The organism is Pseudomonas sp. B8(2017) (genome assembly GCF_002113575.1).
GTDB classification, from domain to species: Bacteria; Pseudomonadota; Gammaproteobacteria; order Pseudomonadales; family Pseudomonadaceae; genus Aquipseudomonas; species Aquipseudomonas putida_Z.
The window spans coordinates 126622-139626 of record NZ_NEIO01000008.1 but is presented as its reverse complement, the minus strand read 5'-3'; the positions used below and the strand labels follow the sequence as shown (position 1 = coordinate 139626).

The window sequence follows — 13005 nt, the reverse complement described above, 5'->3', positions numbered from 1 at the left end:
CTCCCACAGGGATAGCACAGGGCCAGAGGCTGGCGCCGTACCTGTGGGAGCGGGCATGCCCGCGAAGAGGCCAGTACAGGCAGAAGATCAGACCGGTTTCAACACCAGCACACCCAGCGGCGGCAGGTTCAGGGCCAGTGACTGCGGCTGCCCATGGCTGGCTATCTGGTCACTCTCCACCACCCCCAGGTTGCCGACATTGGACCCCGCATACAGCTCTGCGTCACTGTTCAACAGCTCCTGCCAGCGCTCGCCAAACGGCACGCCAATGCGATACCCCTCGCGCGGCACCGGGGTGAAGTTGGCCACCACCAGCACCGGCTCGCCACTGCTGCTCCAGCGCAGCCAGGCATACACGCTGTTCTGCGCATCGTCACCAATCAGCCACTGGAAGCCCTGTGGCTGGCAATCCTGCTCATGCAACGCCGGCACCTCGCGGTACAGGCGGTTTAGGTCGCCGACCAGGCGCTGTACGCCCTGGTGCTCAGGGTACTGCAGCAGGTACCAGTCCAGCTCGCCATCGTGGTCCCACTCGCGCCACTGGCCGAACTCGCAGCCCATGAACAACAGCTTCTTGCCCGGATGCGCCCACATGAAGGTGAGGTAGGCACGCAGGTTGGCGAACTTCTGCCAGCGGTCGCCGGGCATCTTGTCGATCAGCGAATGCTTGCCGTGCACCACTTCGTCGTGGGAGATGGGCAGTATGAAGTGCTCGGAATAGGCATAGATCAGCCCGAAGCTCATCTCGTTGTGATGGTAAGTGCGGTGCACCGGGTCGTTCTGGATGTAATGCAAGGTGTCGTGCATCCAGCCCATGTTCCACTTGTAGGCAAAGCCCAGGCCGCCCTGCTGGGTCGGCTGGCTGACGCCGGGCCAGGCGGTGGACTCCTCGGCGATGATCAGCGCGCCCGGGGCCTCGTGGGCCGCCACGCCGTTGAGGTGGCGGATGAAGTCGATGGCTTCCAGGTTCTCGCGCCCGCCGTGGCGGTTGGGCACCCATTCGCCGGCCTTGCGCGAATAGTCGCGGTACAGCATCGAGGCCACTGCATCGACACGCAGGCCATCGATGTGGAAGTGCTTCAGCCAGTGCAGCGCCGAGGCCATCATGAAGCCGCGCACTTCGTTGCGGCCAAGGTTGTAGATCAGCGTGTTCCAGTCCTGGTGGTAGCCCTCCAGGGGGTTGTCGTATTCGTATAGGGCGGTGCCGTCGAAACGCGCCAGGCCGTGTTCGTCGGTGGGAAAATGCGCCGGCACCCAGTCGAGCAGCACGCCAATGCCGCCCTGGTGGCAGGCGTCAACGAAGGCGGCGAAGTCCTCGGCGCTGCCGTAGCGCGAGGTGGGCGCGAACAGCGACAGTGGCTGGTAGCCCCAGGAGCCGCCGAACGGGTGCTCCATGATCGGCAGCAGTTCGATATGGGTGAAGCCCAGCTCCTGAACGTACGGTACCAGGCGCTCGGCCAGCTCGCGCCAGTTGTAATAGCGCCCCACCTCGCCCGCCTCGTCCAGCTCGCAGCGCCACGACCCCGGGTGCAGCTCGTAGATCGACAGCGGCGCGCTGTAGGCATGGTGCTGCGCGCGTTGCACCATCCAGTCGTGGTCCTGCCAGTCGTGGCTGAGCGCCCCCGCTACCTTGGAGGCGGTGCTCGGCGGCAGTTCGGTGGCACGCGCCAACGGGTCGGCCTTCAGAGGCAGTATGCCGTCCTTGCCCAGCACCTCGAACTTGTAGGTTTCGCCCACGCCCAGGCGCGGCACGAACAGCTCCCACACCCCGGCGCTGTGGCGCAGGCGCATGGGGTGGCGGCGGCCATCCCAGTTGTTGAAGTCACCCACCACCGACACCCGCCGCGCGTTCGGCGCCCACACCGAGAAACACACGCCGTCGACCCCATCGACCTGGATAGGCTGGGCGCCGAAGCGCCCGGACAGGTCGCGGTGGTTGCCTTCGGCGAACAGGTACAAGTCCATGTCGCCCAGTTGTGGGCCGAAGCTGTAGGGGTCTTCGGTAATCTGCTCGCCACCGGCCCAGCCGATCTGCAGCAGGTACGGGTGTGCCTCATCGAGGTGCGCGGTGAACAGCCCCGGTAGGCTGCCCTGCTCCATTTCGGCGAGGATGCGCCCGTCATGCCGGGCCAGGATGCGCACATTCAGGGCAGTGGGCAGGAAGGCGCGGACCACCTGCCCGCCCGCGCCATCGCCATGGGGGCCGAGTACCGCAAATGGATCGGCGTGCTCGGCGCGGGCCAGGGCGTCGAGGTCCCGTTGCCGAAGGCCGCCGTTTTCACGCGTGGTTGCATTCATCTATGACTCTCCCCAGGTACTGATCAGTCCATGCAGGCCATGCAAAGGCACGGCCAGCCAGCTCGGACGGTTCTCGGCTTCGTATGTGATTTCGTAGGCAGCTTTTTCCAGGCAGAACAGCTCCAGTGCGGCGCGCTCGCCCTCGGCCTGTTGCCAGGCGTGAGGCATGGCCGCGGTGGCCAGGCCATAGGCTTCGACAAAGGCATGCCGCGATTGGTGCAGGTACTGCCTGGCAACCCGTTGCCGGGCTAGGCGCGCCGGGTCGGAAAGGTCGACCGCAGACGCGCTGCGCAAGATCATGGCAGCAGCATAGTCGAAGGATCGCAGCACGCCGCTGACATCCTTGTACGGGCTGTGTTTTGCCCGACGCTCTTGCAGCGGCCGGGCTGGTTCACCTTCGAAATCGATGAGGTAGGCGTCGCCCTGCACCACCAGCACCTGGCCCAGGTGCAGGTCGCCGTGCACGCGCATCAGCAGGCCGCCCTGGGCCTGGCGGGTCAGGTTGGCGATGTGCTGGGCCAGGCCGTCGCGCTGTTGCTGCAAGTCGTCGACCAGCGCCTGGCTTTCGCTGTCGAGGCTGTCGCGGTGCTGGGCCAGCAGGTCGAGGGCATGGGTGAGTTCGGCGCTGATCTGCGCACTCCAGCGTTCGCTGTCGTCGGCATCGCTCGGGCGCGGCTGGAAGGCCTCGTCATTGGTCGGTGCAGCCAGCAGCAGGTGCATCTCGCCCAGGCGCTGGCCGAGCAAAGCGGCAAAGCCGGTGAGTTCGGCCAGTGCATCGGTGTGCGCATCGGCGTCGAGGCTGGAAGGCTCCATCTGGTCGCGGATGGCCCGCTCCAGGGTGTTCTGGGTCCAGGCCCAGGCGTCGCCCTGGTTGCTCAGGTAGCCCTGAGCGATCATCAGCAAGTGTGGCGCCCCCTGCTCATCCAGCCGGCTGACCCAGGCCAGCAGCGGCGAAATGTTGGGAAAGCCTGCGGCGGTCAGGTAGGCACTCATTTCCAGCTCTGGGTGCACACCCGGGTTGACCCGGCGAATCAGCTTGAGCACCACCTGGTCGCCGATCACCACCGAGCTGTTGGACTGCTCGGCGCTGAGGTAGCGCACGCTGCTTTCGTCGTTCAACGCCAGGCCCGCCAACTGCTGCGTGCTTTCGAAGCGCAGCTCGCCCTCGCCGTTGCCACAAGGCAGATGCATGCCGCCCTCACAGGCACGCAGCACCGCGCGGATGAATGGCTCGAGGACGAAGGCATCGGTGATCAGGCCAACCTGATGGGCACGACGCACCCGTGACAGGGCCAGCTGTTGTGGCAGCGCGCTGTTGATCTGCTCTTCGGGCAGCAGGCCGAACGGCAGTTGGTAGCGGTTGGCCACACCGTCGCTGAGCACTTCGATTTCACTAAGCAGCACCGGCGTGGTGGCGGTGCCGAAACGCACGCCGTAGCACAGGCGCACCTGGTCGATCGGCCCTTCCTTGCCGGCGAACCAGCGCCGCTTGGGCAGGTACTGCGGCAGGATGGCGCTTTGCAGGGTATCGCTGGAGGGGGCCTCCAGCAGTTCTTCCAGGCGTTTGCGCAATACCAGTGTGGTCAATTCGGGTAACCCCTCGGTGGCCTGGATGTGCCAGCTGGGCATGCGGTCGTGGCTGGCCAGCAGGAACCAGTAGAAGGCGTAGGGTGGCAAGGTCAGCAGGAACGGCAGTTGCCCGATTGGCGGGAAGGCGCTGCCGCCGAGCATCTCCACCGGTACTTTGTCGGCGTACTGTGACAATTCCAGTTCAGCCGCCTGGGCGGCGCGGGAAACGTTGGCCACGCACAGGATGACTTCGGTATTGCCATCGGCGTCGGTGTACTCGCGCAAGTAGGCGAGGATGCGCCGGTTGTTCGGCGTGAGGGTACGCAGGCTGCCGCGGCCGAAGGCCTTTTGCTGCTTGCGCACCGCCAGCATGCGCCGGGTCCAGTTCAGCAGCGAGTGCGGGTCGTTGGCCTGGGCTTCGACGTTGACGGTCTGGTAACCGTACAGCGGGTCCATGATCGGCGGCAGTACCAGGCGCTGCGGGTCGGCGCGGGAGAAACCGCCGTTGCGGTCCGGCGACCATTGCATGGGCGTGCGCACACCGTCGCGGTCACCCAGGTAGATGTTGTCGCCCATGCCCAGTTCGTCGCCGTAATACAGGGTGGGCGTGCCGGGCATCGACAGCAGCAGGCTGGTAAGCAGTTCGATGCGCCGCCGGTCACGCTGCAGCAACGGCGCCAGGCGGCGGCGGATGCCCAGGTTGATACGGGCGCGGCGGTCTTCGGCGTAGTAGTTCCACAGGTAGTCGCGCTCGCGGTCGGTGACCATTTCCAGGGTCAGCTCATCGTGGTTGCGCAGGAAGATCGCCCATTGGCAGTTGGCGGGGATTTCCGGGGTCTGGCGCAGGATGTCGGTGATCGGGAAGCGGTCTTCCATGGCCAGGGCCATGTACATGCGCGGCATCAACGGGAAGTGGAAGGCCATGTGGCATTCGTCGCCCTCGCCTTCGCCAAAGTACGGGCGGGTGTCCTCGGGCCATTGGTTGGCCTCGGCCAGCAGCATGCGGTCGGGGTAGTTGGCGTCGATTTCGGCGCGGATCGCCTTGAGCACGTCGTGGGTTTCGGCAAGGTTCTCGTTGTTGGTGCCGTCGCGCTCGATCAGGTAGGGGATGGCGTCCAGGCGCAGGCCATCGACACCCAGGTCCAGCCAGAAGCGCATCACCCCGATCACTGCCTTGAGCACTTGCGGGTTGTCGAAGTTGAGGTCGGGCTGGTGCGAGTAGAAGCGGTGCCAGAAGTACTGGCCGGCGACCGGGTCCCAGGTCCAGTTGGACTTCTCGGTGTCGAGGAAGATGATGCGCGTGCCGTCGTACTTCTGGTCGTCATCCGACCACACGTAGAAGTCCCGTGCCTTGCTGCCGCGCTTGGCATGGCGGGCGCGCTGGAACCAGGGGTGCTGGTCGCTGGTGTGGTTGATGACCAGCTCGGTGATCACCCGCAGGCCGCGTTTGTGCGCCTCGGCGATGAAGCGGCGGGCATCGGCCAGGTTGCCGTAGTCGGGGTGCACGGCCTTGTATTCGGCGATGTCGTAGCCGTCGTCGCGGCGTGGCGAGGGATAGAACGGCAGCAGCCACAGGGTGTTGACGCCCAGCTCGGCAATGTAGTCGAGCTTGCTGATCAGGCCGGCGAAATCGCCGATGCCGTCGTTGTTCGAATCGAAGAACGACTTGATGTGCAGCTGGTAGATGACGGCGTCCTTGTACCACAGCGGGTCGTCGATGAAGGCTGCCGGGCGGGAACGCTTGGCCATGTGCGACTCCTTTCATTGCTGGGGAACCGTGTCGCCTGGTTTTGGGCTGCAGTGCAGCCCATCGCCGGCAAGCCAGCTCCCACAGGTTTCATGCAGGTATCACAGGCAGCACCAGGCCTGTAATTGGTATGCAAAACTCACAACAGACGCCAGCCCCTGTGGGAGCTGGCTTGCCGGCGATGGGCCGCAAAGCGGCCCCATGATTCAATGCCCTATCGGGCTCTTTCGATACGCCAGATACCGAATGGCTGGTGCCAAGGCTCGATGCGCATGAACTGGGTCTTGCCTTGCCAGGTCCAGCGATGGCCGTTCATCAGGTCTTCACCCAGGGTTTCGGCGTTGTCATCCAGCCCCAGCTCCCACAGCGGCAGCTCGAAATGCGCCTCCTGGGCGTTGTGTGGGTCGAGGCTGATTGCCACCAGGATGTAGTTGTCGCGCTCGGGCGTGCGCTTGGCGAAGTACAGGATGTTGTCGTTCCAGCAGTTGAAGAACGCCACGCCCAGGTGGGTCTGCAAGGCGCGGTTCTGCCGGCGGATACGGTTGAGCTGGGCGATCTCGGCAATGATGTTGCCGGGCTGGCTGAAGTCGCGTGGGCGAATTTCGTACTTCTCCGAATCCAGGTACTCCTCCTTGCCCGGCAGCGGTGTGCCTTCGCACAGTTCGAAGCCCGAGTACATGCCCCACAGCCCCGAACCCATGGTGGCCAGCGCCGCGCGGATGAGGAAGCCGGCACGGCCGGAGGTGTGCAGGAAGTACGGGTTGATGTCGGGGGTGTTGACGAAGAAGTTGGGCCGGTAGCACTGGCTCCATGGCGGCTGGTTGAGCTGTTCGAAGTACTCGCGCAGTTCCTGTTTGTGGTTGCGCCAGGTGAAGTAGGTATAGCTCTGCGCGTACCCAACCTTGCCCAGGCGGGCCATCATCGCCGGCTTGGTGAAGGCTTCGGCGAGGAAGATGACCTCGGGGTGCCGGCTGCGCACATTGGCGATCAGCCATTGCCAGAACGGCAGTGGCTTGGTGTGCGGGTTGTCGACGCGGAAGGTTTTCACCCCCTCCTCGACCCAGCCGACCACCACGTCGCGCAGGGCCAGCCACAGCGACGGCACGGCCTCGGGTGCATAGAAATCGACGTTGACGATGTCCTGGTACTTCTTCGGTGGGTTCTCGGCATAGCGGATGGTGCCGTCCGGTCGCCAGCTGAACCAGCCGGGGTGCTGCTTGAGCCAGGGGTGGTCCTGGGAGCACTGGATGGCGAAGTCGAGGGCGATTTCCAGACCATGCTCGGCCGCTGCGGCCACCAGGCGGCGGAAGTCGTCGCGGCTGCCCAGCTGCGGGTGAATCGCCTCGTGACCACCTTCCGCGCTGCCGATGGCATACGGGCTGCCCGGGTCGCCGGGCTCAGCGGTGAGGGCGTTGTTGCGGCCCTTGCGGTGCTGCATGCCGATGGGGTGGATGGGCGGGAAGTACAGTACGTCGAAGCCCATGTCGCGGATCATCGGCAGGCGCTCGTGCACATCGTTGAACGTGCCGTGGCGCTCGGGGCTGTCGGTGATCGAGCGCGGGAACAGCTCGTACCAGCTGGCGAACTGCGCGGCCGGGCGGTCGACATCGACGGGGAATTCACGGCTGCGGGCCAGGTAGCTGCGGTGTTCGGCATCGCTCATCAGGCGGGCGGTGGCGGGGTCGAGAAAAAGCGCTACCTGGTCGTCGGCATTCAGCGTGGGCAGGCGCTGCTGCAAGGCCTGGAGCTCCTCGCGCAGGGCACCGTTGCACAGCTCGATGCCCTTGCCCAGCATCAATCGGCCTTCCTCCAGCTCCAGCCGAACCTCGACACCGGCGTGGTACTTCTTCTCCAGGTCGTGGCAATAGGTAGCGAACGGGTCGATCCAGGCCTCGATGCTGAACAGGTGCGGGCCCAGTTCGGTGGGGGTGAACTCGGCCAGCCACAGGTCGTTGCCCGGCGAGTGCATGGGTATGCAATGCCAGCGCCGGCTGTGGGCCTGGCGCCAGTTGAGCATCACCGCCAGGCGGTCGTGGCCGTCGCTGTAGACCTTGCTGCTGACTGCCACCGGTTGGCCGCTGATGGCCTTGGCGGCGAAGGTGCCGGCTTCGAGCACGGGTTGGGTGTCTTCGATCACGATGCGCGGCGCCAGCAGCGCCTGGGACAGGCTGATGGCCTGGTCCGGGTGATCGTTGGCCATGGGCACGCTTTCGAAGGGCTCGTTTCGTGACATCGGACCTTGCTCCCTCAGGCTGGTAGCGGTAAGGGTTCAGAGCCGGGCACAGGCGTGGGGTTCAAAAAAATTGAGCGAACGGCAGCTGCCAGGGGTCGAAGCCTGCAGCACCTCTTCAATTACCCAAGCGAGGTCAGGCCATGAACATTCCCATTCCACCGGAGACTCCCGATCCCAACATCGACGACCCGAGCCTGCCGCCGCCCGTGCCGGAGGAAGACCCGGACGAGCTGCCGATCAAGCCGACCGTACCGCCGACGGTGGGCGACCCGCCGAGCCAGGAACCACCGGTGAAGGCTTAAGGGTAGACCAGGATCTCATGCTGGCAGGGCCGGCCTCTTCGCGGGCACGCCCGCTCCCACAGGTATTTCACAGAGCCCGACGGCAGTGAAGTACCTGTGGGAGCGGGCGTGCCCGCGAAAGGGCCGGAACAGCCAATGCATCAACCAGCAGTAACCGCCGAGATCTCCGCCACACTGATCTCCCGCATGCGGAACTTCTGCACCTTGCCGGTCACCGTCATCGGGTACTCGTCGACAAAGCGGATATGCCGCGGCACCTTGAAGTGGGCAATGCGCGCCTTGCACCAGCCCTGCAACTCTTCGACCGTGGCACTGTGCCCTGGGTGCAGCTTGATCCAGGCGACGATCTCCTCGCCATAACGGCTGCACGGGATGCCGATCACCTGCGCATCAGCCACCGCCGGGTGGGTGTAGAAGAACTCTTCCAGTTCACGCGGGTAGATGTTCTCGCCGCCGCGAATGATCATGTCCTTGTTGCGCCCGACAATGCGCACGTAGCCGTGCTCGTCCATCACCGCCAGGTCGCCCGAATGCATCCAGCCGGCCGGGTCGATGGCATCTGCCGTGGCCTGGGGGTTGTCCCAGTAGCCGAGCATCACGCTGTAGCCGCGGGTGCACAGCTCGCCGATCTCGCCGCGCGGGACGATGCAGCCGTCGGCGTCCACCAGCTTGTTCTCCAGCTGCGGCTGGGTGCGGCCGACGGTGGTCACGCGCAGCTCCAGGTCGTCGTCCGGGCCGGTCTGCAACGACACCGGGCTGGTTTCGGTCATGCCGTAGGCGATCTGCACTTCGGCCATGTGCATCTGGTCGATGACCCGGCGCATCACCTCGATCGGGCAAGTGGCGCCGGCCATGATGCCGCTGCGCAGGGTCGACAGGTCCATTTGCGCGCGCGCGGGGTGGTCGAGCATGGCGATGAACATGGTTGGCACGCCATAGAGAATGCTCGCGCGCTCTTCGGCCACGGCGCGCAGGGTGAGCTCGGCGTCGAAGGCGTCGTTGGGGTAGATCATGGTGCTGCCGTGGGTGATGCAGCCGAGGTTGGCCATGACCATGCCGAAGCAGTGGTACAGCGGCACCGGGATCACCATGCGGTCGCGCGCAGTCAGGCCCAGGCTTTCGCCGACCATCAAGCCGTTGTTGAGGATGTTGTAGTGGCTGAGCGTGGCGCCCTTCGGTGCGCCGGTGGTGCCGGAGGTGTACTGGATGTTCACCGGCTGGTCGAACTGCAGGCTTTGCTGGCGCTTCGCGTAAGCCTCGACGGAGGTCTGCCCTGCCCGCTCGGCCAGCGCTTGCCAAGGCAGGAAGCCTGCCGGCGGGTTGGCGGCCAGGCTGACCACACCGCGCAGGTCGGGCAGGCGTTCACTGGCCATTTCACCCGGGGTGGCACTGGCCAGCTCCGGCGCCAGTTCCTGGACCATGGCGTGGTAATCGGACGTCTTGAAGGCATCGGCACACACCAGCCAGCGGCAACCGGACTGGCGCAGCACGTATTCCAGCTCGCCCACGCGGTAGGCCGGGTTGATGTTGACCAGAATCGCACCGACCTTGGCGCTGGCCAGCTGCAGGATGCACCACTGGGCGCAGTTGGGCGACCAGATGCCGACCCGATCGCCGGTGTTCACGCCCAGGGCCATCAGGGCACGAGCATGCACCTCGACCTGCTCGGCCAACTGCCGCCAGCTGTAGCGCAGGCCCTGATGGCGCGACACCAGGGCCTCGCCGTCGGCACAACGGGCCACGGTGGCGTCGAAGGCCTGGCCGATGGTCTGGGTCAGCAAGGCTTGGTCCTGGCGACCGCGGGTATAGCTTGGTTGACTCATGGGTGTCCCTTCTTGTGGTTGTTCTGGGCACGACTGAAGCAAGCGGGAATACTCTGGCGCAGATTTACGTTTACGTAAAGGTGATGAGTAGATTGACAGTGAGCGTATGCAGGTTTACGTTAACGTAAAGGTGATGAACGACACCGCCCCTCAGGCATGACGCCCGCTCCCACAGGGTCCGGCGCCAGATCCTTGAGCCAGGGTGTTTCCCATATTTCAAGAACAAGAAGGTGCCCCAGCATGCATTACCCCACCCTGAACTTCGCCCTGGGCGAAACCATCGACATGCTCCGCGACCAGGTGCGCACCTTCGTCGCCGCCGAACTGGCCCCGCGCGCCGCGCAAATCGACCACGACAACCTGTTCCCGGCCGACATGTGGCGCAAGTTCGGCGACATGGGCCTGCTGGGCATCACCGTGCCGGAAGAATACGGCGGTGCCGGCCTGGGCTACCTGGCCCACGTGGTGTCGATGGAAGAAATCAGCCGTGGCTCGGCCTCGGTGGCCCTGTCCTACGGTGCCCACTCCAACCTCTGCGTCAACCAGATCAACCGCAACGGCAGCCACGAGCAGAAGCTCAAGTACCTGCCCAAGCTGATCAGCGGCGAGCACATCGGCGCCCTGGCCATGAGCGAGCCCAACGCCGGTTCCGACGTGGTGTCGATGAAGCTGCGCGCGGAAAAGCGCGGCGACCACTACGTGCTCAACGGCAGCAAGACCTGGATCACCAACGGCCCGGACGCCAACACCTACGTGATCTACGCCAAGACCGACCTGGACAAGGGCGCGCACGGCATCACCGCGTTCATCGTCGAGCGTGACTGGAAAGGCTTCAGCCGCAGCAACAAGTTCGACAAGCTGGGCATGCGTGGCTCCAACACCTGCGAGCTGTTCTTCGACGGCGTCGAAGTGCCGGAAGAAAACATCCTCGGCCAGCTCAACGGTGGCGTGCGCGTGCTGATGAGCGGCCTGGACTACGAGCGCGTGGTGCTGTCCGGCGGCCCGACCGGCATCATGCAAAGCTGCATGGACCTGGTGGTGCCCTACATTCACGACCGCAAGCAGTTCGGCCAGAGCATCGGCGAGTTCCAGCTGATTCAGGGCAAGATCGCCGACATGTACACCCAGCTCAACGCCAGCCGTGCCTACCTGTATGCCGTGGCCCAGGCCTGCGACCGTGGCGAGACCACCCGCAAGGACGCCGCCGGGGTGATCCTGTACACCGCCGAGCGCGCCACGCAAATGGCCCTGGAGGCGATCCAGATTCTGGGTGGCAATGGCTATATCAACGAATTCCCGGCAGGCCGCCTGCTGCGCGACGCCAAGCTGTACGAGATCGGTGCCGGCACCAGCGAAATCCGCCGGATGCTGATCGGTCGCGAACTGTTCAACGAAACCCGCTGAGCACAAGGGACGGGCGCATATGGCTACCTTGCATACCCAGATCAACCCGCGTTCGGCGGAGTTCGCCGGCAACAGCGCGGCCATGCTCGAACAGGTCCAGGCCCTGCGCGGCCTGCTCGCCCAAGTGGCCCAGGGCGGTGGGCCCAAGGCCCAGGAGCGGCACACTTCGCGTGGCAAGCTGCTGCCGCGCGAGCGTATCGACCGCCTGCTGGACCCGGGCTCGCCGTTCCTCGAAATCGGCCAACTGGCTGCCCATGAGGTATATGGCGAAGACGTACCCGCTGCGGGCGTGATCGCCGGCATCGGCCGCGTCGAAGGCGTGGAATGCATGATCGTGGCCAACGACGCCACGGTCAAAGGCGGGTCTTACTACCCGCTGACGGTGAAGAAGCACCTGCGTGCGCAGACCATCGCCCTGCAGAACCGCCTGCCGTGCATCTACCTGGTGGACTCCGGCGGCGCCAACCTGCCACGCCAGGACGAAGTGTTCCCCGACCGCGAGCACTTCGGGCGGATCTTCTTCAACCAGGCCAACATGAGCGCACTGGGCATTCCGCAGATTGCCGTGGTGATGGGCTCGTGCACCGCCGGCGGTGCCTACGTGCCCGCGATGGCCGACGAGGCGATCATGGTGCGCCAGCAAGCGACCATCTTCCTCGCCGGACCTCCACTGGTAAAGGCCGCCACCGGTGAGGTTGTGAGCGCCGAAGACCTCGGCGGCGCCGATGTGCACTGCCGCACCAGCGGCGTGGCCGACCACTATGCCGACAACGACGAACACGCCCTGGCCCTGGCCCGACGCAGCGTGGCCAACCTCAACTGGCACAAGCTGGGCAAGCTGCAGCGCCTGGCCCCGGTGGCACCGCTGTATGCTGCCGATGAGCTGTATGGCGTGGTGCCGGCCGACGCCAAGCAACCGTTCGACGTACGCGAGGTGATCGCGCGCCTGGTCGACGGCTCGGTGTTCGACGAGTTCAAGGCGCTGTTCGGTACCACCCTGGTGTGCGGCTTCGCCCACCTGCACGGCTACCCGGTGGCGATCCTCGCCAACAACGGCATCCTGTTCGCCGAGGCCGCGCAAAAAGGCGCGCACTTCATCGAACTGGCCTGCCAGCGCGGCATCCCGCTGCTGTTCCTGCAGAACATCACCGGCTTCATGGTCGGCAAGAAGTACGAAGAAGGCGGCATCGCCAAGCACGGCGCCAAGCTGGTCACCGCCGTGGCCTGCGCCCAGGTGCCAAAGTTCACGGTGATCATCGGCGGCAGCTTTGGCGCCGGCAACTACGGCATGTGCGGCCGTGCCTACGACCCGCGCTTCCTGTGGATGTGGCCCAACGCGCGGATTGGCGTGATGGGGGCCGAACAGGCCGCCGGCGTGCTGGCCCAGGTCAAGCGCGAACAGAGCGAGCGCAGTGGCCACCCGTTCAGCGCCGAAGACGAAGCCAGGCTCAAGCAGCCGATCCTTGACCAGTACGAGCACCAGGGCCACCCCTACTACTCCAGCGCCCGCCTGTGGGACGACGGCGTCATCGACCCGGCACAGACCCGCGACGTGCTCGGCCTGGCGTTGTCCGCCGCGCTGAACGCACCGATCGAACAGAGCCGCTTCGGCATTTTCCGGATGTGACC

At 65.2% G+C, this 13005-nt stretch carries 7 protein-coding genes; 3 read left to right on the top strand and 4 right to left on the bottom strand.

Annotated features, from left to right (window positions below):
* Nucleotides 1-87: 87 nt before the first annotated feature.
* The 3 genes from glgB to CAG22_RS14370 form a co-directional block, all read right to left on the bottom strand.
* Nucleotides 88-2298: a 1,4-alpha-glucan branching protein GlgB gene (glgB, locus tag CAG22_RS14380; RefSeq protein ID WP_085692356.1), complete on the bottom strand. Its 2211-nt coding sequence runs from the start codon at nucleotides 2296-2298 to the stop codon at nucleotides 88-90.
* Nucleotides 2299-5616: a maltose alpha-D-glucosyltransferase gene (gene treS, locus CAG22_RS14375; RefSeq protein ID WP_085705655.1), complete on the bottom strand. Its 3318-nt coding sequence runs from the start codon at nucleotides 5614-5616 to the stop codon at nucleotides 2299-2301.
* 212 nt (nucleotides 5617-5828) lie between these two features.
* Nucleotides 5829-7847: an alpha-1,4-glucan--maltose-1-phosphate maltosyltransferase gene (locus CAG22_RS14370; protein WP_085705654.1), complete on the bottom strand. Its 2019-nt coding sequence runs from the start codon at nucleotides 7845-7847 to the stop codon at nucleotides 5829-5831.
* A 140-nt stretch (nucleotides 7848-7987) separates the two neighbouring features.
* On the opposite strand from CAG22_RS14370, the gene CAG22_RS28505 reads away from it, so the two are divergent.
* The gene (locus CAG22_RS28505) at nucleotides 7988-8149 is read left to right on the top strand and encodes a hypothetical protein (RefSeq protein ID WP_003251307.1); all 162 of its coding nucleotides are present in this window, start codon (nucleotides 7988-7990) and stop codon (nucleotides 8147-8149) included.
* Between the two features lie 140 nt (nucleotides 8150-8289).
* On the opposite strand, the gene CAG22_RS14365 is transcribed toward CAG22_RS28505, so the two are convergent.
* On the bottom strand, nucleotides 8290-9972 hold the full coding sequence (locus CAG22_RS14365) for an AMP-binding protein (protein ID WP_085705653.1): 1683 nt from the start codon (nucleotides 9970-9972) through the stop codon (nucleotides 8290-8292).
* A 240-nt stretch (nucleotides 9973-10212) separates the two neighbouring features.
* Here CAG22_RS14365 and CAG22_RS14360 point away from each other — a divergent pair, with 240 nt between their 5' ends.
* Together CAG22_RS14360 and CAG22_RS14355 are read left to right on the top strand one after the other, a co-directional pair.
* Complete coding sequence (locus CAG22_RS14360) at nucleotides 10213-11376, top strand: isovaleryl-CoA dehydrogenase (RefSeq protein ID WP_025339821.1); 1164 nt, start codon at nucleotides 10213-10215, stop codon at nucleotides 11374-11376.
* 19 nt (nucleotides 11377-11395) lie between these two features.
* On the top strand, nucleotides 11396-13003 hold the full coding sequence (locus CAG22_RS14355; RefSeq protein ID WP_013973340.1) for a carboxyl transferase domain-containing protein: 1608 nt from the start codon (nucleotides 11396-11398) through the stop codon (nucleotides 13001-13003).
* Nucleotides 13004-13005: the final 2 nt, after the last annotated feature.

Coding starts and splice junctions, on each gene's coding strand:
- glgB (WP_085692356.1), bottom strand. CDS start 2,298: ATGAATGCAACCACGCGTGAAAACGGCGGCCTTCGGCAACGGGACCTC.
- CAG22_RS14360 (WP_025339821.1), top strand. CDS start 10,213: ATGCATTACCCCACCCTGAACTTCGCCCTGGGCGAAACCATCGACATG.
- treS (WP_085705655.1), bottom strand. CDS start 5,616: ATGGCCAAGCGTTCCCGCCCGGCAGCCTTCATCGACGACCCGCTGTGG.
- CAG22_RS14355 (WP_013973340.1), top strand. CDS start 11,396: ATGGCTACCTTGCATACCCAGATCAACCCGCGTTCGGCGGAGTTCGCC.
- CAG22_RS28505 (WP_003251307.1), top strand. CDS start 7,988: ATGAACATTCCCATTCCACCGGAGACTCCCGATCCCAACATCGACGAC.
- CAG22_RS14370 (WP_085705654.1), bottom strand. CDS start 7,847: ATGTCACGAAACGAGCCCTTCGAAAGCGTGCCCATGGCCAACGATCAC.
- CAG22_RS14365 (WP_085705653.1), bottom strand. CDS start 9,972: ATGAGTCAACCAAGCTATACCCGCGGTCGCCAGGACCAAGCCTTGCTG.